The 20,706-nt window shown below is 69.7% G+C and carries 24 protein-coding genes; 21 read left to right on the plus strand and 3 right to left on the minus strand.

Annotation, left to right across the window (positions count from 1 at the left end):
- Window positions 1–43: 43 nt before the first annotated feature.
- The 4 genes from ACFY3D_RS30640 (at window position 44) to ffh (ending at window position 3,201) form a co-directional block, all read left to right on the plus strand.
- Entirely contained in the window at window positions 44–457 is a 414-nt protein-coding gene (locus ACFY3D_RS30640) for a roadblock/LC7 domain-containing protein (protein WP_326646986.1), read from the plus strand.
- A 168-nt stretch (window positions 458–625) separates the two neighbouring features.
- Window positions 626–982: a DUF742 domain-containing protein gene (locus tag ACFY3D_RS30645; protein ID WP_386201755.1), complete on the plus strand. Its 357-nt coding sequence runs from the start codon at window positions 626–628 to the stop codon at window positions 980–982.
- Complete coding sequence (locus tag ACFY3D_RS30650) at window positions 963–1,556, plus strand: ATP/GTP-binding protein (RefSeq protein WP_012888558.1); 594 nt, start codon at window positions 963–965, stop codon at window positions 1,554–1,556. The genes ACFY3D_RS30645 and ACFY3D_RS30650 overlap by 20 nt, the downstream gene beginning before the upstream one ends.
- Before the next feature lie 85 nt (window positions 1,557–1,641).
- Window positions 1,642–3,201: a signal recognition particle protein gene (gene ffh / locus ACFY3D_RS30655; RefSeq protein ID WP_350948698.1), complete on the plus strand. Its 1,560-nt coding sequence runs from the start codon at window positions 1,642–1,644 to the stop codon at window positions 3,199–3,201.
- Here ffh and ACFY3D_RS30660 read toward each other — a convergent pair.
- Window positions 3,179–3,754, minus strand: coding sequence for a hypothetical protein (locus ACFY3D_RS30660; RefSeq protein WP_389985653.1), 576 nt, complete (start codon window positions 3,752–3,754; stop codon window positions 3,179–3,181). The two genes, ffh and ACFY3D_RS30660, sit on opposite strands and share 23 nt — an antisense overlap.
- A 258-nt stretch (window positions 3,755–4,012) precedes the next feature.
- Here ACFY3D_RS30660 and rpsP point away from each other — a divergent pair, with 258 nt between their 5' ends.
- The 12 genes from rpsP (at window position 4,013) to dprA (ending at window position 13,271) form a co-directional block, all read left to right on the plus strand.
- A complete protein-coding gene (gene rpsP, locus ACFY3D_RS30665) occupies window positions 4,013–4,501 on the plus strand; it encodes a 30S ribosomal protein S16 (RefSeq protein WP_389985656.1) in 489 nt (162 codons plus the stop codon).
- 1 nt (window position 4,502) lies between these two features.
- The gene (locus ACFY3D_RS30670; protein WP_329091253.1) at window positions 4,503–4,745 is read left to right on the plus strand and encodes an RNA-binding protein; all 243 of its coding nucleotides are present in this window, start codon (window positions 4,503–4,505) and stop codon (window positions 4,743–4,745) included.
- A gap of 93 nt (window positions 4,746–4,838) precedes the next feature.
- Window positions 4,839–5,396 (plus strand): ribosome maturation factor RimM, encoded by a 558-nt coding sequence (rimM, locus tag ACFY3D_RS30675; RefSeq protein ID WP_389985659.1) that lies wholly within the window; start codon window positions 4,839–4,841, stop codon window positions 5,394–5,396.
- A 1-nt stretch (window position 5,397) separates the two neighbouring features.
- Window positions 5,398–6,198, plus strand: coding sequence for a tRNA (guanosine(37)-N1)-methyltransferase TrmD (gene trmD / locus ACFY3D_RS30680; RefSeq protein WP_389985662.1), 801 nt, complete (start codon window positions 5,398–5,400; stop codon window positions 6,196–6,198).
- 199 nt (window positions 6,199–6,397) lie between these two features.
- Window positions 6,398–6,751, plus strand: a complete 354-nt coding sequence (gene rplS, locus ACFY3D_RS30685; RefSeq protein ID WP_350948693.1) for a 50S ribosomal protein L19 — start codon at window positions 6,398–6,400, stop codon at window positions 6,749–6,751.
- A gap of 156 nt (window positions 6,752–6,907) precedes the next feature.
- The gene (gene lepB / locus ACFY3D_RS30690) at window positions 6,908–7,774 is read left to right on the plus strand and encodes a signal peptidase I (protein ID WP_362897711.1); all 867 of its coding nucleotides are present in this window, start codon (window positions 6,908–6,910) and stop codon (window positions 7,772–7,774) included.
- A gap of 9 nt (window positions 7,775–7,783) precedes the next feature.
- A complete protein-coding gene (lepB, locus tag ACFY3D_RS30695; protein WP_389985665.1) occupies window positions 7,784–8,377 on the plus strand; it encodes a signal peptidase I in 594 nt (197 codons plus the stop codon).
- Window positions 8,378–8,441: 64 nt separating this feature from the next.
- A complete protein-coding gene (locus ACFY3D_RS30700) occupies window positions 8,442–9,128 on the plus strand; it encodes a ribonuclease HII (RefSeq protein ID WP_362897715.1) in 687 nt (228 codons plus the stop codon).
- A 39-nt stretch (window positions 9,129–9,167) separates the two neighbouring features.
- Window positions 9,168–9,491, plus strand: a complete 324-nt coding sequence (locus tag ACFY3D_RS30705) for a DUF2469 domain-containing protein (RefSeq protein ID WP_350948689.1) — start codon at window positions 9,168–9,170, stop codon at window positions 9,489–9,491.
- 224 nt (window positions 9,492–9,715) lie between these two features.
- Window positions 9,716–10,075 (plus strand): YraN family protein, encoded by a 360-nt coding sequence (locus tag ACFY3D_RS30710; protein ID WP_362897717.1) that lies wholly within the window; start codon window positions 9,716–9,718, stop codon window positions 10,073–10,075.
- Window positions 10,076–10,152: 77 nt separating this feature from the next.
- Window positions 10,153–11,799, plus strand: coding sequence for a YifB family Mg chelatase-like AAA ATPase (locus ACFY3D_RS30715; protein ID WP_389985669.1), 1,647 nt, complete (start codon window positions 10,153–10,155; stop codon window positions 11,797–11,799).
- Window positions 11,796–13,271 (plus strand): DNA-processing protein DprA, encoded by a 1,476-nt coding sequence (gene dprA, locus ACFY3D_RS30720; RefSeq protein WP_389985672.1) that lies wholly within the window; start codon window positions 11,796–11,798, stop codon window positions 13,269–13,271. Before ACFY3D_RS30715 ends, dprA begins: the two co-directional genes overlap by 4 nt.
- Window positions 13,272–13,356: 85 nt before the next feature.
- On the opposite strand, the gene ACFY3D_RS30725 is transcribed toward dprA, so the two are convergent.
- Window positions 13,357–14,088, minus strand: coding sequence for a murein hydrolase activator EnvC family protein (locus ACFY3D_RS30725; RefSeq protein WP_389985676.1), 732 nt, complete (start codon window positions 14,086–14,088; stop codon window positions 13,357–13,359).
- A gap of 145 nt (window positions 14,089–14,233) precedes the next feature.
- Here ACFY3D_RS30725 and ACFY3D_RS30730 point away from each other — a divergent pair, with 145 nt between their 5' ends.
- Window positions 14,234–15,586: a CoA transferase gene (locus tag ACFY3D_RS30730; RefSeq protein WP_389985679.1), complete on the plus strand. Its 1,353-nt coding sequence runs from the start codon at window positions 14,234–14,236 to the stop codon at window positions 15,584–15,586.
- A gap of 44 nt (window positions 15,587–15,630) precedes the next feature.
- On the opposite strand, the gene ACFY3D_RS30735 is transcribed toward ACFY3D_RS30730, so the two are convergent.
- Window positions 15,631–16,953, minus strand: coding sequence for an MFS transporter (locus tag ACFY3D_RS30735; RefSeq protein ID WP_389985682.1), 1,323 nt, complete (start codon window positions 16,951–16,953; stop codon window positions 15,631–15,633).
- A 118-nt stretch (window positions 16,954–17,071) separates the two neighbouring features.
- Here ACFY3D_RS30735 and ACFY3D_RS30740 point away from each other — a divergent pair, with 118 nt between their 5' ends.
- The 4 genes from ACFY3D_RS30740 (at window position 17,072) to pyrH (ending at window position 20,595) form a co-directional block, all read left to right on the plus strand.
- Entirely contained in the window at window positions 17,072–17,692 is a 621-nt protein-coding gene (locus tag ACFY3D_RS30740) for an ArsR/SmtB family transcription factor (RefSeq protein WP_389985685.1), read from the plus strand.
- A gap of 228 nt (window positions 17,693–17,920) precedes the next feature.
- On the plus strand, window positions 17,921–18,832 hold the full coding sequence (gene rpsB / locus ACFY3D_RS30745) for a 30S ribosomal protein S2 (protein WP_389985688.1): 912 nt from the start codon (window positions 17,921–17,923) through the stop codon (window positions 18,830–18,832).
- Between the two features lie 111 nt (window positions 18,833–18,943).
- A complete protein-coding gene (gene tsf / locus ACFY3D_RS30750; RefSeq protein WP_389985691.1) occupies window positions 18,944–19,777 on the plus strand; it encodes a translation elongation factor Ts in 834 nt (277 codons plus the stop codon).
- 50 nt (window positions 19,778–19,827) lie between these two features.
- Window positions 19,828–20,595, plus strand: a complete 768-nt coding sequence (gene pyrH, locus ACFY3D_RS30755) for a UMP kinase (protein ID WP_389985694.1) — start codon at window positions 19,828–19,830, stop codon at window positions 20,593–20,595.
- The last annotated feature ends 111 nt before the right edge of the window (window positions 20,596–20,706 follow it).

Genomic DNA, 20,706 nt, shown 5'->3' on the forward strand with positions numbered 1-20,706 from the left:
GCGAGCTCATCATGGTCGCCAAGGAGGATGACACGTGCGCGAAATGAGCCAGGCCGCCCGGGGGGTCAATTGGCTGATCACTGACTTTGTGAACAACGTCCCGGGTGTGGCGCACACGGTCGTCGTGTCAGCAGACGGTCTGCCGTTGGCGTATTCGGATGGATTCCCCAGGGACAGGGCCGACCAGTTGGCCGCGGTAGCGGCGGGTTTGATCAGCCTGACCCAGGGGGCGTCCCGGGTTTTCGAGGGCGGAGCGGTCACCCAGACCGTGGTGGAGATGCAGCGAGGGCTGCTTCTCATCATGTCGATCAGTGACGGTTCCTGTCTGGCGGTGCTGGCCGCCGCTGACTGTGACATGGGACTGGTGGCCTACCAGATGACGATGCTCGTCGAGCGGGCGGGCCAGGTGCTGACTCCTGCCGTTCGCGCTGAGCTGCAGTCTTCCCATTCACGGTAACGGCGATGACGCGAGGAGGCTGCCGTGGCAGGCCGTGGCTGGATCGGTGAGGGGGACCCGCACGGCGGGTATCCCTATCAATCAATGGACGACCCCCATCGGCAACAGGGCGGTCCCTATCAATCGATGGACGACCCCTACCGGAATCAGGGCGCTCCTTCGCATCTCATGCACCCGGCGCCGTCGGAGCAGAGCTCCCTCGTCCGTCCGTACGCGGTGACCGGGGGGCGCACAGCCCCCCGGACCCAACTCGCCCTGGAGGCCCTGGTCTCTTCGGCGACCTCCATACATCATGATTTATCCACCCGCACCCCGGAGTATCAGGCGATCAGCGGCCTGTGCCGGCAAGTGCGTTCGGTCGCTGAGATCTCCGCGATGCTCCGCATCCCGCTCGGCGTGACCCGGATCCTGGTGGCCGACATGGCCGCCGAGGGCCTGGTGCAGATCCACCAGCCGCAGCTGGACGCGGGTAAGCCGGATCTCAACCTGCTGGAAAGGGTGCTCAGTGGACTTCGCAGGCTCTAGCCGCGGCGGCGGCCTGACATCGACGAAAATCGTCGTCGCCGGTGGATTCGGTGTCGGCAAGACCACCTTCGTGGGGGCGGTGTCGGAGATTCTGCCGCTGACCACGGAGGCGGTGATGACCGACGCCAGCGCCGGGATCGACGACCTCGGCCTCACACCGAACAAGACGACCACCACGGTCGCGATGGACTTCGGTCGTGTCTCGCTGGACCGTGACCTGATCCTGTACCTGTTCGGTACGCCGGGTCAGCACCGGTTCTGGTTCATGTGGGACGACCTGGTGCGCGGCGCGATCGGCGCGATCGTGCTCGTCGACACCCGGCGGCTCGCCGACAGCTTCCCGGCGATCGACTACTTCGAGGAGGCCAAACTCCCCTTCGTCGTCGCGGTCAACGGCTGGGACGGCACCTACCTCCACGGTGAGGAGGAGGTACGCGAGGCTCTGACCCTCGCGCCTCACATCCCCATCTCCCGGACCGACGCCCGCTCGCGCGACGCGGTGAAGGCCACGCTCATCACGCTTGTCGAGCACGCGCTCACCATGCGGATGGCCGTCCCCGGCTGGGGTCGCTGACCGAGGGAGGGCGTCAGTCGCACCTCCCAGCGGATAGGCTGGGAGGTCGAGTCGCAGACCTGTAGCGCAGAGGCTGGCCAATCACGTGTTCGAGACGCTTTCCGACCGGCTGACATCGGTCTTCTCCTCCCTTCGATCCAAGGGTCGGCTGTCCGACGCCGACATCGACGCGACCTGCCGCGAGATCCGTATCGCGCTGCTCGAGGCCGACGTCGCGCTGCCCGTGGTCAAGGCGTTCGTCGCCCAGGTCAAGGAGCGCGCCCGCGGCGTCGAGGTCTCCCAGGCGCTGAACCCGGCGCAGCAGGTCGTGAAGATCGTCAATGACGAGCTCATCGAGATCCTCGGCGGTGAGACCCGGCGGCTTCGCTACGCGAAGAACCCGCCGACCGTCATCATGCTCGCGGGCCTGCAGGGCGCGGGCAAGACGACCCTGGCGGGCAAGCTCGCCCGCTGGCTGCGGGAACAGAGCCACACGCCGCTGCTCGTCGCCGCCGACCTCCAGCGGCCCAACGCCGTCCAGCAGCTCTCGGTCGTGGCCGAGCGCGCGGGCGTCGCGGTCTACGCGCCCGAGCCGGGCAACGGCGTCGGCGACCCGGTCGCGGTGGCCCGTCAGTCGATCGACCACGCCAAGCGGCAGCAGCACGACATCGTCATCATCGACACCGCGGGCCGCCTGGGTATCGACCAGGAGCTGATGAAGCAGGCGGCCGACATCCGCGACGCGGTCTCGCCCGACGAGGTCCTGTTCGTCGTCGACGCCATGATCGGCCAGGACGCCGTCTCCACGGCCCAGGCATTCATGGAGGGCGTGGGCTTCGACGGCGTCGTGCTGACCAAGCTCGACGGCGACGCCCGCGGTGGCGCCGCCCTGTCGGTCCGCCACATCACCGGCAGGCCGATCATGTTCGCCTCCACCGGTGAGAAGCTCGAGGACTTCGACGCCTTCCACCCCGACCGGATGGCGTCGCGCATTCTCGACATGGGTGACATCCTCACCCTGATCGAGCAGGCCCAGAAGACCTTCGACGAGGCCGAAGCCGCCAAGATGGCGAGCAAGCTCACCTCGGGCGAGAACTTCACCCTGGAAGACTTCCTTGAGCAGATGATGATGGTCCAGAAGATGGGCCCCATCAAGAACCTGCTCGGGATGATGCCCGGTATGGGGCAGATGCGTGATCAGCTCAACCAGGTCGACGACCGCGACCTCGACCGCATCGCCGCCATCATCCGCTCGATGACCCCCGCCGAGCGTCACAACCCGAAGATGATCGACGGCTCTCGCCGAGCCCGCATCGCCAAGGGCTCCGGCGTGACGGTGACCGAGGTGAGCGGCCTGGTCACCCGCTTCTTCGACGCCCAGAAGATGATGAAGCGGATGGCCGGCGGCATGGGCATCCCCGGCATGCCGGGTGGTCGCAAGGGTGGCAAGGCCGCGCAGAAGAAGGCGGCCAAGGGGCGCAGGGTCAGCGGAGACCCGCGCAAGGCGGCGCTCGGCAAGGCCGCCCCCGGCAAGGCCGACGAGCCCGCGCCCTCCGCGGGCAACGGACTCCTCGGCAAGCTGGGCTCCCGGCAGCAGCTGCCGCCCGGCATGGAGCTGCCGCCGGGCTTCGACCCCTCGAAGTTCAAGTTCCCCGGCCAGAAATGAGCGACGACGGCTTCCACGCGCGCGCCAGATGGATCTGGGTGATCATCGTCGGGGGGTTCATCCTCGTCGCCGTGCTCGAACTCCTCGGGGTACGCCCCAGATAGTGTTCCCACCTCGGCGCCCCGGCCTCCCCCTCGCGCGGTGAGTACAGCGGGAACAGCGGGGGGAGCGGCACAGGCGCCAACGGCGAGAGCGGGGGTGCCAGGGACGGCCAGGACGACGGGGACGCGACTCGCGCGGGTGCCCCCGGTGGGATCGGGATACCCCACGGGGGCAGAAGCCCCAGCGGGGCCGAGCCCTCCAGCGGGACCGGGATCACCGGTGAGGTGGGCGCTCCCCGGCTCTCCGGGCTTTCTGCGGCTCCCGAAGGTCCTGCGAAGGTCCTGGCGGAGCTGTCGGCAGAGCCGCCGGTGGGGGACGAGATGGGCGCCGGGAACACGTCGGCCTGGCCCGCCGGAGTCGTCGCCCTGATGGCCAGCACCGTGCCCAGCACGGCGATGGATCCGGTCGCGGTCAGCAGCAGGGATCTGAGGGTGGTTGCCACGGCGGCCATTTAGCGCACCAGGCCGCCCCGGAGGGGGGTCCGGACACACGGGGATTACCGAGATTTGCCCTCCGGCCGCCGTACCGGATGGCCGCGAGTTGGCAGGGCACCCCCGCACGTCTGGCACAATGACATGTTGGAACATCGTGACACGCGGTTGCCCTCTCACTCCCGCGTGCCATGCCTGTCCCTCGGACGGTCCTCTCCTCGTGCCCCACTCGATGAGACGCCGCTCACCCACGCTCTAATGCAGGAGAGACCACACCAGTGGCAGTCAAGATCAAGCTCAAGCGGCTCGGTATGATCCGCAACCCGCAGTACCGCATCGTCATCGCCGACAGCCGCACCAAGCGTGACGGCCGGGCGATCGAGGAGATCGGCCTGTACCACCCGAAGGAGAACCCCTCGCGCATCGAGGTCGACTCCGACAGGGCGGCCTACTGGCTGGGTGTCGGCGCGCAGCCGACCGAGCCCGTGCTCAAGCTCCTCAAGCTCACCGGCGACTGGCAGAAGTTCAAGGGCGAGCCGGCTCCGGCCCCGCTCCTGGTCGCCGAGCCCAAGGCCGACCGTCACGCCGTCTACGAGGCCGCGGCCAAGGAGTCGCTCTCCCTGGAGGCCGCCACCACGCCGAAGAAGTCGACCCGCAAGTCGGCTCCCAAGGCTGAGGAGGCCGCTCCCAAGGCCGAAGAGGCCGCCGCCGAGACCCCGGCTGAGCCCACCGCGGCCGCCGAGGAGAAGCCGGAAGGCGAGGCCTGAGGTGCTCGAGGAGGCCCTCGAGCACCTGGTGAAGGGCATCGTCGAGCATCCTGACGACGTCCAGGTTCACGCTCGCCGCATCCGCAGCGGGCGTGTGCTTGAGGTCCGGGTCCACCCCGAGGACCTCGGTAAGGTCATCGGCCGCGGCGGTCGGACGGCCAAGGCGCTTCGCACGGTCGTGAACGCCCTTGGTGACGGCAAGTACGTCCGGGTCGATCTTCTCGACCTGAACGAGGCCCGCTAGCCGGCGAGACGCGTCCATCGAGCGAACGGGCCACCCGCCCAGTGTGGGTGGCCCGTCCGTTTTTCACAGACACCATTACGTGAGGAGGCGGGCGTGCAGCTCGTCGTAGGCCGGATCGGCCGCCCGCACGGACTCCGCGGGGACGTGTCCGTGGAGGTGCGCACCGACGAGCCGGACAGGCGCTTCGCCCCGGGCACCGCACTGGCCACGGACCCCGCGTCGACAGGCCCGCTGGTCGTCGAGTCCCGCCGCTGGCACTCCGGGATCCTGCTGGTCAGGTTCGAGGGCGTGACCGGCCGCGACCGTGCCGAGGAGCTCCGCGGCACCATGCTCGTCATCGACTCGGACGACATCCCGCCCCCCGAGGATCCCGACGAGTTCTACGACCACCAGCTCATCGGCCTCACCGTGGTCAAGCCGGACGGCGAGCCGGTGGGAGAGGTGTCCGACGTGCTCCACCACGGCCAGGACCTGCTCGTCGTACGGCGCGGGAAGCCGGGGGCCAGGGCTGCCGGGATCACCGGGGGCGCAGGGGCCGCCGAGGTCTACGTGCCGTTCGTCAAGGCGCTGGTCCCGGAGATCGACCTCGCCAAGGGCGTCCTCGTCGTGGACGCCCCCGCCGGACTGCTCGACCCGGACGAGATGGTCTGACATGCGGGTCGACGTCATCTCCATCTTCCCCGAGTACTTCGCCCCCCTCGACGTCTCCCTCATCGGCAAGGCCCGTGAGCGCGGCATCCTCGACGTCCACCTCCACCAGCTCCGCGACCACGCCCACGACGTGCACCGCACCGTGGACGACACCCCCTACGGCGGTGGTCCCGGCATGGTGATGAAGGCCGGCCCGTGGGGGGAGGCCCTCGACGCGGTCCTCGCCTCGGGCCCGGCCGGAGTCCCGAGGATGATCGTGCCGACCCCCAGTGGTGTGCCCTTCACCCAGAGGCTGGCGATGGAGTACGCCGCCGAGCCGTGGCTGCTGTTCACCCCGGCCCGCTACGAGGGCATCGACTCCCGGGTGATGGCCGAGTACGGCGCCCGCATGCGTGTGGACGAGGTCAGCGTCGGCGACTACGTGCTCGCCGGGGGTGAGGTGGCGGTGCTGGTGATGATCGAGGCCGTCGGGCGGCTGCTGCCGGGCGTGCTCGGCAACGTCAACTCGGCGGTGGACGACTCCTTCGCGCCCGGCGCGATGGAGAACCTTCTTGAGGGCCCCGTCTACACCAAACCGCCCGAGTGGCGGGGGCACGAGGTGCCGGAGATCCTTCTCTCCGGGCACCACGGGAAGATCGCCAGGTGGCGGCGCGACCAGGCGCTGCGCCGTACCGCGAGAAACCGGCCCGAACTCCTGGCGGCGCTCGACCCGGAGAGCCTGGACAAGCACGACAGGCGGGTCCTGGCGGAGCTGGACCTGCCCGAGGCGGGCCAGGCCGGTCCGGCCGCTCTGACCGGTTGATTTCCGGTCGGTCGGGAAAATATGGCAGACTGAAGCGTTGCCGCCGACTGCCCATCCGGTCCCCAGACCGGTTTCATCGCGGCCGGTCGGCCGGCCAGTCCCGAGACATAGTCCACTTCAGCACGCGTGTCCATCGCGACGCCGCTCCGTCGCGGCCGGATGGACCTCCGGGTGCGTTCGTAAATGAGGTACCACTGCCATGCACACGCTGATCAGCGAGCTTGAGAAGTCCTCGCTCCGCACCGACGTCCCGGACTTCCGGCCCGGTGACACTCTTGAGGTCCACGTCAGAGTCATCGAGGGCAGCCGGTCCCGTGTCCAGGTCTTCAAGGGTTTCGTCCTGCGCCGCCAGGGCGGCGGCTCCCGTGAGACCTTCACCGTCCGCAAGGTCAGCTACAGCGTGGGCGTCGAGCGGACCTTCCCGGTGCACAGCCCGGTCATCGAGAAGATCGTCCTGGTGACCCGTGGCGACGTCCGCCGCGCCAAGCTCTACTACATGCGTGACCTGCGCGGCAAGGCCGCCCGCATCCGCGAGAAGCGCGAAGCCCGCTAGGCGCGTCAGCGCCCGTCGGCCTGGCCCGTGCCCCCTTCACCGGGGAGCGGGCCAGTCGCATGTAAGGAGGTTTGACCTCCTATGGCAATACGCATGGCTATGCGGTACCCCGTCACTCAAGCACTTGGTACCGCCCATCATCTAGGCTCGTCAGCGATGACTAGCGAGGACCGGGAGTACGGCGCGGTTTCGCGTCGACCTGTCGAGGACGAGGTGGACGTGGTCGCCGAAGACACTCAGAAGAGCGCCGAGGACGGCAAAGGCAAGAAGAAGGGCTCCTTCTGGAAGGAGTTGCCCGTTCTGGTCGTCGTGGCGTTGGTGCTCGCCCTCGTCATCAAGACCTTCGTGATCCAGGCGTTCTACATCCCGTCGGAGTCGATGGAGAACACCCTCCTCACGAACGACCGGGTGCTGGTCAACAAGCTCGTCTACCACGTCCGTGACATCGAGCGCGGCGACGTGGTGGTCTTCTCCGGGGTCGACTCCTGGGACCCCGAGGTTTCCATCGAGGAGCCGTCCAACCCGGTCGCGGGGTTCTTCCGCTGGGTCGGCACCGCCTTCGGGGTGGTTCCCGGTGAGAAGGACTACATCAAGCGGGTCATCGGCGTCCCCGGCGACACCGTGAAGTGCTGTGACGACAAGGGCAGGGTGACGGTCAACGGGGTCCCCCTCGACGAGGATTACCTCTACCCGGGCGACGTGCCGTCCCAGAGCTTCTTCGAGGCCAAGGTCGGTGCGGGCCGTCTGTGGGTGATGGGCGACCACCGGATGGTCTCCCTCGACTCCCGCTCCCACCTCGGCGACCCCGGTGGCGGGACGATCCCGGTGGACAAGGTGATCGGCCGGGCCTTCGTGATCGTGTGGCCGTTCTCCAGGGCCACGACCCTTCCCATTCCCGACATCTTCGGCCAACCGGCCCTCAAGGCGGCCGCGGCCGTGGGAGGGGCGACACCGCTCCTCGCGGGTTTCGCGGGAGCCGCGCCGCTGGTGCTGTGGCGTCGTCGCCGGCTCTCAAGGCGGTAGCCGGATCTCATGACCGTCGAACCCGAGGCTGAGAAGAAAAAGAAGAACGGTAAGGGCGGTGGCCTGCGCGAGTCACTGTTCCTGCTGGTGTGCGGGGTGGTGGTGGCGCTGCTGTTGCAGGTCTTCGTCTTCCAGTCGTTCTACATCCCGTCCGAGTCGATGGAGAACACCCTTCTGGTGGGCGACCGGGTGGTCGTCAACAAGTTGCACGGTGACTCCGAGCGCGGCGATCTTGTCGTTTTCAAGGGCTGGAACAGCGAGGACACCATCAAGCGGGTCATCGCGGTCGGCGGTGACACGGTGAAGTGCTGCGACGCCAAGAAGCGGATCACGGTCAACGGGGTGCCGCTCGAAGAGGGTTCCTATCTCCACCCTGACGACTTCCCCTCGGGGGAGTCGTTCGAGAAGGTCGTTCCCAAGGGGCGGCTGTGGGTGATGGGCGATCACCGCACCGCCTCCGCCGACTCGCGTGCCCACGAGGAGAGACTGGGGGAGGGGACGGTCGCCGAGAGCGACGTCATCGGCCGTGCCGTCGCGATCTACTGGCCGTTCTCCAGGGCCACCGTCCTCAGCAGACCGGAGAGCTTCCTGAAGGTGAGATAGCGGTACCGAATGCCCCGTAGGGGGCGTACTCTCTGGTCATGGTCGCTGTGCTACCCGTGGTGCCATGACGGTCGCGTTTCGCCCCAGACCCAGCGTGGTCCGGCGGGATTCGGGACTGTACGGCTACGAGCGGGCTCTCGGCCGCCGCGGGCTCGGTCCCGTGGCGGGGGTCGACGAGGCCGGTCGAGGCGCCTGTGCCGGGCCGCTGGTGGTCGCCGCCGTGGTGCTGGGCGGCCGGATCGACGGCCTGGACGACTCCAAGCTGCTCACGGCCTCCCGGCGCGAGTCGCTCTACGAGCGGATCACGGCGACCGCGCGGGCGGTGAGCGTGGTGGTGATCCCGCCGGGTGAGATCGACGCCCAAGGGCTGCACAGATCCAACATCGGAGGAATGCGCAGGGCGGTGGCGCGACTACCCTGTCACCCCGGCTACGTTCTGACCGATGGGTTTCCCGTCCCCGGCCTGCCCGCACCGTCGCTGGGCGTGTGGAAGGGAGATCAGGTGGCGGCCTGCATCGCCGCGGCCTCGATCGTGGCCAAGGTGACGCGGGACGAGATGATGGTGGCGCTGCACGAACGCCATCCCCGCTACGGCTTCGCCGTGCACAAGGGGTATGGCACCGCCGACCATCGCAGGGCTCTCAGAACCTACGGCCCGTGTCCGGATCACCGCTTCTCGTTCTCGACGGTGGCGCGGTCAGGAGCGGGCGAGGTGATGGGTGAGAATGAAGTGGGGGCCGGTGCCGTCTGATCGGGCGGGCCGGGGTGGGCGTTTAACAGGAGGACCGGTATGAGCGCAGAGGATCTCGAAAAGTACGAAGCCGAGATGGAGCTGCAGCTTTACCGTGAGTACCGCGACGTTGTCGGCCTCTTCACCTATGTCGTGGAGACCGAGCGGCGCTTCTATCTCACCAATTCCGTCGATCTTGACGTGCGCACCGCCGAGAACGGTGACGTGTTCTTCGACGTGAAGATGCAGGACGCCTGGGTCTGGGACATGTACCGCCCGGCGAGGTTCGTCAAGAACGTCCGTGTGGTGACCTTCAAGGACGTGAACGTCGAGGAGCTCGCCAAGCCCGACCTGGAGATGCCAAAGGAGGGTTTCTCCTCCTGAGCGGCTTTCCTCGACGGCCTTGAGGGGGGTTCGCCCACGGACGGTCGAGGGCTCCAGGGGGCTCTTGAGGGCAGCCGAGCGGCCTGAGGCACCGTACGTGACCGAATGGACACGAGAGGTTGTCCACAGGCGTGCGCGCTGCCCGGCCGGTTTTCCACAGATCCGCATTCGGTTCCTCGACGGTGCGGTGAGCTGAGCGAAGGTCTGGAACCGGAGGTGGTTCCATGGCCGCGAAGGACGAGCTCGGCAAACACGGCGAACAGCTCGCCGTCGACTATCTGCTCGCACACGACCTGCAGATTCTGGATCGCAACTGGCGGTGCCCCGACGGGGAGATCGACGTCGTCGCCCGAGAAGGGGACACGCTCGTCGCGGTGGAGGTGAAGACCCGCTCGGGTCGCAGTCACGGCACCGCCTTCGAGGCGGTCACGGACGCGAAGATCTCCCGCCTGCGCAGACTCGCGGCCAGATGGCTCGCCGAGTGTGAGGACCGGTGCCGCTTCGACGCGATCCGCGTCGATGTCGTCGCCCTGGAGCGGTTCGCCGGGGATTTCGTCGTCCGCCACGAGCGGGGGGTGTGCTGATGCCCCCCCGACTCTCAGGGGCTCCGGAGGCTCCCGGCCTGTCATGGATCGCTCGCTCCCCTCGGGGGGTGAGGTGAGTGGCCGTCGCGCGCACGCGCTGTGTGGCCCTGGTCGGGGTGACCGGCCGTCTCGTCGAGGTCGAGGCCGATGTCGGCAGCGGAGTGGCGGGTCTCCACCTCATCGGGATGCTCGACACCGCGCTGAGCGAGGCCCGCGACCGGGTCCGTTCCGCGCTGGTCAACAGCCGATACGCCTGGCCCGACTCCCGGATCACGGTGAGCCTGTTCCCCGCCAGCCTGCCCAAACGCGGAAGCCTGTTCGATGTCGCGATCGCGATGGCCCTGCTCGCGGCGGCGGGATTCGTGCCCGCAGCGAGGGTCGCCGAGCCGTTCTTCCTGGGCGAGCTGGGCCTGGACGGCTCGATCAGGCCGGTGCGGGGCGTGCTCCCCGCCGTGCTGGCGGCCGTCGCCGCCGGTGCCCGCACCGTCGTCGTTCCGGCTCGTAACGCCGCCGAGGCCGGTCTCGTGCCGGGGGTGACCGTGGTTCCGGCGACCACGCTGAGCGCGCTGGTGAGCTGGTTGCGGACCGAAGGGCCGGTAGGGGGCCTCCCGCCCGGTTCTGGAGGAGCCGGTTCCGGCGGGGGCGGGGGAGGCGGGGCCGGTGCCGCGGATCGCGATTCGAGGGCCGGGTGTCCTGCCCCGCGGGGACTTCCCGGCGAGGCGGGCCCCGAAGACGCCTGCGGTGCGGGGGAGGAGCCCGGTGACGTCCCCGATCTGGGAGACGTCGCCGGGCAACCTCTCGCCCGTCGCGCGCTGGAGATCTGCGCCGCCGGCGGGCACAACCTCTGGATGCTCGGTCCTCCGGGGACGGGAAAGACCATGCTCGCCGAGCGGTTGCCGACTCTGCTCCCCACCCTGGAGCGGGACCAGGCGCTGGAGGTGACCGCGATCCACTCGGTCGCCGGTGTGCTGCCCAAGGACCGTCCCCTGCTGGTCCGCCCGCCGTTCGTGGCGCCCCACCACACCGCGACCGTCGCGTCCGTCATCGGCGGGGGCAGTGGGATGATCCGCCCGGGGGCCGTCTCGCTGGCTCATCGGGGGGTGCTCTTCCTGGACGAGGCCCCCGAGTTCTCGACGACCGTTCTCGACGCGCTCAGACAGCCGCTCGAATCGGGGCAGGTGACGGTCTCCCGGGCGCTGGCCACGGTGACCTTCCCCGCCAGGTTCGTGCTGGTGCTGGCGGCCAACAGGTGCCCGTGCGCGCGGCCCTCCACCCCGAACGACCCGTGCGCGTGCGCTCCCGCGGCCCGCCGCCGCTATCTCGCCCGGCTCTCCGGCCCGCTGCTCGACCGGGTGGACATCAAGGTCGGCCTGTTCCGTTCGACCAGGCACGAGCTTCTCGCCGACCGCCGGTTCATCGAGCCGAGCCGGGTGGTGGCCGAGCGGGTGCTGCTCGCGCGTGAGCGGGCCGCCAAGCGGTTCGCGAACACGCCGTGGCGCTGCAACGCGGAGATGCCCGCCCGTGCCCTCCATACCGAATACCGGCCACCGGCAGTGGCGATGTCCCCGCTGCTCGGGCATCTCGACAGCGGCCGGTTGAGCGCCCGGGGCCTTGATCGGATTCTCCGGGTGGCCTGGACCCTCGCCGATCTCGCGGACAAGGATCGGCCGGAGCTCCACGAGACCCAGTCCGCGCTCGGGCTCTGGCTGGGGGAGGAACGATGAGCGACAGACTGGCACGACTCACCCTGATGCGCCTGGCCGAGCCGGGCGACACCGTGATGGGCGCCCTCGTGGCCCTACGCGGTCCCGAGGCCGCCGTCGCCCTGATCCGCGAGGGCGCCGCGGGCGCGGATCTCACCCGATGGTTCGCCGACGCCCACGGCCGCCCGGCCGAAAACCCCGGTCCACCGGTTGGAGACCTCGGTGCATCGGCCGGAGACCTCGGTTTTGGAGATCTCGGTCCATCGGCTGCAGAGCCCGGCTCGGCTTTTGGAGGCCCCGGTTCTGGAGGCCCCCGCTCACCTGCTGGAAACCTCGGCTCGCCGGGTGGGGTCACCGGCCTATCGGTCGGGAGGCTCGATCCATCCGGCGGTGCCCCGTCCGGAGGTGTCCTGTTCGGCGGTCGCTCCGAATGCGGTCGCTCCGAAGGCGAGTGCTCTGAGGCGGGTGACGGTTCGGGGGCGGTGCGGGATGGGCGGCTCGCGGCCAGGATCGACAGGACGGTCGCCTCCTGGGCGGCCAGGCTGAGGACGGCCGACCCTGAGCGCGACCTGGCCGAGGGCGAGCGGATAGGGGCGAGGCTGGTGACTCCCGGTGATTCCGAATGGCCGACCCAGCTGGACGACCTGGGAGACTCCCGGCCCCATGCCCTCTGGCTCCACGGTGACGCCGACCTGCGGTTCTCCTGCCTCAGATCCGTCGCGGTCGTCGGTTCCCGAGCCGCCACGCCGTATGGCGCGCACGTGGCGGCGGAGCTCGGAGCGGGGCTGAGCGAGCGAAGGTGGGGGGTTGTCTCCGGCGGTGCGCACGGCATCGACGGGGCCGCCCACCGGGGTGCCCTCGCCGGTGAGGGGCCGACCGTCGCCGTGCTCGCCTGCGGCGCCGACGTCGCCTATCCCAGCGCGCACCAGCAGTTGTTCGCCGCCATCCGGTCGCAGGGGGTGCTGGTCAGCGAGTGCCCCATGGGCGCGCACCCGACCAGGCCGAGGTTTCTCATCAGAAACCGCCTCATCGCGGCCCTGACCAGGGGCACCGTGGTCGTCGAGGCGGCTGTGCGAAGCGGGGCGCTCAACACCGCCGGACACGCGATCGCGCTCAACCGTCATCTGGCCGCGGTGCCGGGCCCGGTGACCTCGGAGTTCTCCGTGGGGTGTCATCGGCTGATCCGCCAGGGCAGGGCCACCTGCGTCACCGGTCCCGAAGAGGTGATCGAGCTCGTCGGAACGATGGGCACCGACCTGGCCCCGGAGCCGCGCGGCCCGGTGCTTCCCCGAGATCGGCTCGACCCCGAGAGCCGGAAGGTCGTCGAGGTCATGCCCACCCGGGTCGGTGTGGGGCCCGCGACGATAGCCGTCGCCGCGGGCGTCGACCTGGAGACCGTGCTCTCCTGCCTCGGAGGTCTGGCCGCCGCGGGTTACGTCGAACGCGTCTCCCGGGGCTGGCGCCTCCGCCCTGACCGTCCTCCCGGCGGGTGAAGCCCTCTTCTCGGTGGGGTCATGGGAGCGGGGCGGGCCGGGTGGCTTCCAGCCGATGGTGACGGTCAGCGCGGTCTCGGTGGTGTCATGGGGGCGGGGCGGGCCACACGGGAAGCAGCCGGACCTGGCCGTGGCCGAGGAGGAGTAACGGGTCGAGATAGGCGCGGTCACGGAGCAGGCCCCAGTGCAGGCAGGTGGCGGGGCAGTGCCCGGGGGCGTCCTGAAGGGTGCCGATCACCTCGCCGACGGCCACCGCCTGCCCGCGCCGCACCGAGGGCTGGACCGGCAGGTAGGTGGTCCGCAGGCCACCGGGGTGGAGCACGGTCACCACGCCCCGGTCCGCGAGCGGCCCGGCGTAACCGACCGTTCCCGCTCCCGCGGCGCGCACCTCGGCTCCGGGAGACGCGGAGAGGTCGGTGCCCCGATGACCGGCCAGCCACGGCTGGGCGGGTGGCGCGAAGCCCCTGAGCACCCGTGGCCGTCCGCTGAGCGGCCATTCCCAGAGGGAGGACTCAGAAGGAGAGGACCCTCCCGAAGGGGGAGCGGACTTCCTGGCACGGGATCCCCCTGGAGCCATGGAAGCGGACTCCCCGGAAGGGGAGGTGGCGTGTGCTCCAGCGGGGGGTGTCGTCCCCGCGTGACCGTGCGCGGCGGTGCGGGCGGTCGCGAGGGTGCTCATGGGAGCCGCCGTGCCATATGCGCGGCCGGTCGCGTCTACGGGGGGTGCGAGGGAGGTCACGCGGTGGGCGCCAGCCGGTGTGGCCAGGACCAGTGAGCACAGCAGGGCTCGCAGCCCCACGGGGTGGACGGTCTTCATGTCGGCAAGCATGAAGACCCGTGCTGCGGCGGAGATGGACCGAACGGGATTCTGTGGACAGTGGGCGGTAGATGTGGCCAAGCCGGGAGGCGTGACTGAGGATGGGGGAAAGGACGGCCCAGGACGTCGTGAGAGCGGGGATCGCGTGGTCGAAGAGCGTATTCGCGAGCTGGCGGCGGAGGTGGGCGTCGAGTTGCCGCCGGTACGGGTGAGCGGGGACGATCCGGTACTGCCCTCCGTCTTCCGGGTGGGCACCGCCGCCGCCGTCGCCGTCGGGGCCGCCACCGGGGCGGCGGCCGCGCTCAGAGGAGGCGGAAGCCGGGCCGCCGTGGACGTGCGGGAGGCGGCGATCGCCTTTCTGGACGAGCGCCACTTCAGGATCGACGGAGCGGCCGTGGATCCGTGGGCGCCCCTTTCCGGTGACTACCGCACCGCCGACGGCTGGGTTCGGCTGCACTGCAACTTCGACCATCACCGTGACGCGGCCCTCGCGGCGCTCGGACTGCCCGAGGGGGCGGACGGGGACGCCGTCGAACGCGCCTGCGCGAGCCGTGGCGCCGTCGAGGTCGAGGAGGCGGTGACGGCCGCGGGAGGATGCGCCGCGGCCATGCGCGACCACGCCGGGTGGCGTGGGCATCCGCAGTCACGGGCGGTCGCCGCGTCACCGCTGGTCCACCTGACCCGGGTCGGAGCCCGGGGTGGTGCGAGGACCGGCGCCTCGGAAGGCGGGGAAGGGCGGGCGCTCGACGGGGTGCGGGTGCTCGACCTGACCAGGGTGATCGCCGGACCGGTGGCGACCCGCGCTTTGGCCGCCCACGGTGCCCAGGTGCTCCGGGTGGGTGCCGGGCACCTTCCCGAGGTGCCGGGGCTGGTGGTCGGCACCGCGTTCGGCAAGCGCTCCTGTCATCTCGACCTGAGGACCCCGGCCGGGCGCGCCGCACTGCGCGACCTGGTGGCGGGGGCCGATGTGTTCGTGCAGTCCTACCGTCCCGGGGCTCTCGAGGCGCTGGGGTTCGGCCCCCGGAGGCTGGCGGAGATCAGGCCGGGGATCGTGTGCGTCGACGTCTCGGCGTACGGGGGGCAGGGGCCGTGGGCGGGCAGGCGCGGGTTCGACAGCCTGGTGCAGATGGCGTGCGGCATCGCTCACGAGGGCGGCGACGGGGCGCGGCCCCGCCCGCTGCCCGCCCAGGTCCTCGACCACGTCACCGGTTACCTGGTCGCCTTCGGCGCGATGGCCGCACTGCTCCGCCGATCCGCCGAGGGGGGCTCCTGGCGGGTGGAGCTCTCCCTGGCCCGGACCGCGCGATGGCTGGACGACCTCGGCAGGGTCGACGGAGCGGTCACGCCGGAGCCCGATGTCACCGGCATGATCGAGGAGATGGACAGCGCCTTCGGCCGTCTGACCTATCTCCGGGCGCCAGGAACGATCGACGGTGTGTCGCCGTACTGGTCGAGCCCGCCTCCGGAGAGGGGCGAGCACCCGCCCACCTGGTGGTGAGGTCTTCCGCGGGCTCTGGAAGGCGAGTCCGGGGGAGGGTGAGGTCATCGGGTTCGGGGGGCGGAGGGGTGGCGCAGCGGGGAGAGCCAGATCCACGCGGCCGCGGTCAGCACCCCGGCCGCGGAGATCCAGAACACCGGGCGCAGTCCGAGCAGTTCACCGGAGAGGCCGCCCGCGAGACCGCCGAGGGTGAGGACACCCTGGATCATGAAGGCCTGCGTGGCGTTGACCCGGCCGCGCAGTTCGGCAGGGGTCTCGCGCAGGGTGATGGTGCCCATGCAGACGGCGAAGGCCACGACGGCCACGCCGGAGATCACCGCGCTGACGGCCAGGAGAAGGAAGCTGCGCCACACCGGTCCTGAGGTGAGCGCGACGATCACGAAGTCGACGGGGAAGAGCAGCACGGAGCAGGCCAGTATGCGGTTCTCGCCGTACCGTCCGGTCAGGCGCGAGACGACGGCCGCGCCGAGCAGGCCGCCGACGCCGAAGAAGGCGGTGATGGCGCCGACGAGCCCTCCGGCCAGGCCGAGCTCGTTGAGCGCGTAGATCACGAACAGTGCCATGTAGGCGCTGCCGAAGAAGTTGATCGTGATACCGGCGCCGCAGAGCGCGCGGAGCGTCGGGTGCCCGGCCACCGTGGCCAGGCCCTCGCGGATCTCGGTCCACATGCCGCGCCGGGGAGCGGGAGCGTGGTTCTCCGGCGCCTTGATCGATCTGATCAGGAACGCCGAGGCCAGGAAGGACACCGCGTCGACCAGGAGCGCGAACGGCGCCGTGATCAGCTGGACGAGCAGTCCGGCGAGACCGGGTCCGGCGACGGTCGCCACGGCGAAGGCCGACTGGAAACCCGCGAGGGCTTCGGTCCGCTGACTCTCGTGGACCACCGTGACCAGGTGCGGGAAGTTGACCGCCCGGAAGATCACCGAGCAGGTGCCGACGACGAACGCCACCGCGATCAGCCACGGCACGCTCAGCGCCCCGGTGATCCAGGCCGCGGGGATCGTGGCCATGGCGACGGCCGAGACCGTGTCACAGGCGACCATGATCGGCCGGTGCCGCCTCAGCCGGTCGGCGAGGGCACCCGCCTGGAGACCGATCAGCAGGTAGGGCAGGGAGGTCGCGGCGGTGAGCATGCCCATCTGGGCCGGGGACGCGCCGAGCAGGACGGCGGCGGTCAGTGGTACCGCGAGCCGGGAGATCTCCGTGCCGGTCTCGGTGACGGCACGGGCGGAGAGCAGGAGCCGGTAGTCGCGTTGTCTCCGCAGGGGCCCCGGCTTGACCGCGGAGGACTCGGGAGAGGGCTCGGGGGGCGTAGAGAGCGCGGAGGGCGCGGAGTCGTCAGGGGTGACGGGGGTGGTGGAGGTCACGGTGACCCGTCTCCTTTCCGCCTCCGAAAATTTTGAAAGGAATGCTTCATAACTGTGAAGGTAACCCTTCATAGTTATGAAGGCAATGCTTCACGTATGGAGTGGGTACGGTCTGCACATGACCGAGGCATCGACGCGCAAGTCCCTCACCGATCCCACCGCGATGCGCGCGCTGGCGCACCCCGCGCGGCTCGCGATCCTGAACCGGCTCCAGGCCGAGGGGCCCTGCACCGCGACCGAGGTCGCCGAGGTCGTCGGGATCACCCCCAGTGCGGCCAGCTACCACCTGCGCATGCTCGCCAAGTACGGCTTCGTCGAGGACGCGCCCGTGCGCGACGACGGCCGCGGTGACGGCAGGGAGCGTCTGTGGCGCTCCAGTGCCACAGGCTTCAGCGTCAGCCCCGATCCGGACGACGGTCCGGACGTGCGTGGCGCCAAGGAGTTCCTGATCAAGGCCTTTCGGGAGCAGGCGGCGGACGAGGCGAGCAGGGCGCTGGAGAATCTTGAGCGGGAGTCGCGTGAGTGGCGCGACGCCGCGCTGTTCAGCCGGGTCCTCCTGCTGGTCGACGCCGAGGAGTTGAAGGCGCTGAACGAGCGGATCGAGGAGCTGCTCGCCCCCTACATGACCACCGTCAGGGATCGAGAGGACGCCCCGCCCGGGGCTCGGATCTCCGAGGCGCAGGTCAGCCTCTTCCCCCGGGCCCGGCGTCGGCCGCACGGCCTTCCACGCGACGCGTAAGGAGTGCTTGACGTCCCAAGGTCGGGGAGAGGCGCGGTTACGGGTACACTTTTTGGTGGCCTGTGAGTCATGGGCCGACTTCGCATGCCCCGTCAAGAACCGGGATCCCTCGGTCCGGGCGAGAGCTCGGCTGGATCCGGTTCGGGGCATCAGGGCGACAGCCGAGGGCTGTCGCGTCCAACCGAGAACAGCGCCCAGAGATGGGTGCCCCGATCTGGAGGACGATCAATGTCCACCCCCGTCGTCACCATGCGACAGCTGCTGGAAAGCGGCGTTCACTTCGGCCACCAGACCCGGCGCTGGAACCCGAAGATGAAGCGCTTCATCTTCACCGAGCGCAACGGCATCTACATCATCGACCTCCAGAAGTCGCTGGCCTTCATCGACAGGGCCTACGACTTCGTCAAGGAGACCGTCGCGCACGGCGGCACGATCATGTTCATCGGCACGAAGAAGCAGGCCCAGGAGGCCATCGCCGAGCAGGCCGCCCGTGTCGGCATGCCGTATGTCAACCAGCGCTGGCTGGGCGGCATGCTCACCAACTTCTCCACCGTGCACAAGAGGCTCCAGCGCCTGAAGGAGCTGGAGGAGCTCGACTTCGACAACGTGGCCGCCTCGGGGCTCACGAAGAAGGAGCTCCTCATGCGCCGCCGCGAGAAGGAGAAGCTTGAGCGCACCCTCGGCGGCATCCGGGACATGTCCCGGATCCCGAGCGCCGTGTGGGTCGTCGACACCAAGAAGGAGCACATCGGGATCAGCGAGGCTCGCAAGCTTCACATCCCGGTCGTGGCCATTCTCGACACCAACTGCGACCCCGACGAGGTCGACTACCCGATCCCGGGTAACGACGACGCGATCCGCGCCGTCGGTCTGCTGACCCGCGTCGTCGCCGACGCCGTCGCCGCCGGTCTCATGGCCCGCGCCGGCGCCAACCGTGGCGGGGACGACAAGCCGGCCGTCGCCGGTGGCGCCGAGCCGCTGGCCGAGTGGGAGCAGGAGCTGCTCGCGGGCGGCGCCGACAGCGCTCCGGCCGCCGAGGCCGAGACCGCCGAGGCCCCCGCCGAGGCTGCGGAGGCTCCCGCCGCCGAGGTCGCGGACGCTCCGGCCGCCGAGGCCGAGTCCACCGAGAAGCAGGCCTAGGTCACTTCCGTACGGCTCCTTCGGCCGTACGACCCGCAAGACCCTTCCGGGTGGGTGCCGCTCAGTTGGGGCACCCACCCGATCCACGACGATTCCCACGAGGAAAAGACAATGGCTTCCGTGAACATGGCCGACGTCAAGCGGCTTCGTGAGCTGACCGCCGCCGGCATGATGGACTGCAAGAAGGCTCTCGAGTCGTCCGAGGGCGACTTCGACCGCGCGGTCGAGATCCTCCGCCTCAAGGGCGCCAAGGACGTCGGCAAGCGTGAGGCCCGCACCGCCTCCAACGGCCTGGTCGCCCTGAAGCAGGAGGGCGACTCCGCCGCCGCGCTGCTCGAGCTCAACTGCGAGACCGACTTCGTCGCCAAGGGCGAGCGTTTCCAGGAGCTCGCGGCCCAGGTGGTCGACCACATCCTGGCCACCAAGCCGTCCGACGTGCCCTCGCTGCTCGAGTCCGAGCTCGCCGGCAAGAGTGTCAAGACGCACCTCGACGAGGCCAACGCCGCGCTCGGCGAGAAGATCGAGATCCGTAGGTTCGCCGTGCTCGAGGGCGGTTTCATCGGCGCCTACATGCACAAGACCGACCCTCAGCTCCCCCCGGCGGTCGGCGTGCTCGTGCAGCTCGACTCGCCGAACGGCGACGTCGCCAAGGACATCGCGCAGCACGCCGCGGCGATGGCCCCGAAGTACCTCAGCCCCGCCGAGGTCCCGGCCGACGTCATCGAGAAGGAGCGCGCGCTCTTCGAGGAGATGACCCGCGAGGAGGGCAAGCCCGAGGCCGCCATCGGCAAGATCGTTGATGGCCGGGTCAACGGCTGGTACAAGGACTTCACTCTCCTTGAGCAGTCCTTCGTCAAGGACAACAAGAAGTCGGTCGCGAAGTTCGCGGACGAGAACGGCGTCAAGGTCCAGGCCTTCGTCCGCTTCAAGGTCGGCCAGGCCTGATCCCTGACATCCGCTCTTCAGGCAGAGCATCAAACGAGGAGGCCGCCGCCGTGCAGGAGAACACAGGACCCGCTACGCCGGCGGTTTCTTCGTACTCGGATCCGCTTCGCTGGAAGCGGGTGATGTTGAAGCTGTCCGGGGAGGCGTTCGCCGGCGGTGATCCGCTGGGCATAGACCCGGGCGTCGTGAGCCACCTCGCGGACTCGATCGCCGAGGCCGTCCGCGGCGGTGTGCAGGTCTCGGTCGTCGTGGGCGGCGGCAACATGTTCCGGGGCGCCACCCTGTCCGAGCGTGGCATGGACCGCGCGAGGGCCGACTACATGGGCATGCTCGGCACGGTCATCAACTGTCTGGCCCTCCAGGACTTCCTGGAGAAGCGGGGGATCGACACCCGCGTTCAGACGGCGATCACCATGCAGCAGGTCGCGGAGCCGTTCCTGCCCCGCCGTGCCATCCGCCACCTGGAGAAGGGCCGCGTGGTCATCTTCGGGGCGGGGCTCGGCTCGCCGTTCTTCTCCACCGACACCTGCGCCGCCCAGCGAGCGCTGGAGATCGGCGCCGAGGCGCTGCTCAAGGGGACCCAGGTGGACGGCGTCTACGATGCCGACCCCCGTAAGAACCCTGATGCCGTCCGGTTCGACCATCTCGAATACGGTGAGGTGCTGACCCGTGGCCTCGGGGTCATGGACGCCACCGCCATCAGCCTGTGCATGGACAACAACCTTCCCATCGTGGTCTTCGACCTCATGGGTGAGGGCAACATCATGCGGGCGGTACGCGGTGAGAAGATCGGCACGCTGGTGAGCCCGGCACGGTGACGAACCGGTACGGGGCCGACACGGTGCCAGGGCCGGCACGGTGACGAGCCGGTAGCGCAAGAAGCGAGCCCGACGTAGCTGGTGGAGTGGTACGCGAGGTAGGAGCGTCCC

The organism is Streptosporangium sp. NPDC000509 (assembly GCF_042898365.1).
GTDB lineage: Bacteria > Actinomycetota > Actinomycetes > Streptosporangiales > Streptosporangiaceae > Streptosporangium.

Bases quoted from the DNA above. Each gene is read 5' to 3' on its own strand.
- ACFY3D_RS30640 (WP_326646986.1), top strand. From the start codon at position 44: ATGAGCCAGGCCGCCCGGGGGGTCAATTGGCTGATCACTGACTTTGTG.
- ACFY3D_RS30645 (WP_386201755.1), top strand. From the start codon at position 626: ATGCACCCGGCGCCGTCGGAGCAGAGCTCCCTCGTCCGTCCGTACGCG.
- ACFY3D_RS30660 (WP_389985653.1), bottom strand. From the start codon at position 3,754: ATGGCCGCCGTGGCAACCACCCTCAGATCCCTGCTGCTGACCGCGACC.
- trmD (WP_389985662.1), top strand. From the start codon at position 5,398: ATGCGGGTCGACGTCATCTCCATCTTCCCCGAGTACTTCGCCCCCCTC.
- rplS (WP_350948693.1), top strand. From the start codon at position 6,398: ATGCACACGCTGATCAGCGAGCTTGAGAAGTCCTCGCTCCGCACCGAC.
- lepB (WP_362897711.1), top strand. From the start codon at position 6,908: ATGACTAGCGAGGACCGGGAGTACGGCGCGGTTTCGCGTCGACCTGTC.
- lepB (WP_389985665.1), top strand. From the start codon at position 7,784: ATGACCGTCGAACCCGAGGCTGAGAAGAAAAAGAAGAACGGTAAGGGC.
- ACFY3D_RS30700 (WP_362897715.1), top strand. From the start codon at position 8,442: ATGACGGTCGCGTTTCGCCCCAGACCCAGCGTGGTCCGGCGGGATTCG.
- ACFY3D_RS30705 (WP_350948689.1), top strand. From the start codon at position 9,168: ATGAGCGCAGAGGATCTCGAAAAGTACGAAGCCGAGATGGAGCTGCAG.
- ACFY3D_RS30710 (WP_362897717.1), top strand. From the start codon at position 9,716: ATGGCCGCGAAGGACGAGCTCGGCAAACACGGCGAACAGCTCGCCGTC.
- dprA (WP_389985672.1), top strand. From the start codon at position 11,796: ATGAGCGACAGACTGGCACGACTCACCCTGATGCGCCTGGCCGAGCCG.
- ACFY3D_RS30725 (WP_389985676.1), bottom strand. From the start codon at position 14,088: ATGAAGACCGTCCACCCCGTGGGGCTGCGAGCCCTGCTGTGCTCACTG.
- ACFY3D_RS30740 (WP_389985685.1), top strand. From the start codon at position 17,072: ATGACCGAGGCATCGACGCGCAAGTCCCTCACCGATCCCACCGCGATG.
- rpsB (WP_389985688.1), top strand. From the start codon at position 17,921: ATGTCCACCCCCGTCGTCACCATGCGACAGCTGCTGGAAAGCGGCGTT.
- tsf (WP_389985691.1), top strand. From the start codon at position 18,944: ATGGCTTCCGTGAACATGGCCGACGTCAAGCGGCTTCGTGAGCTGACC.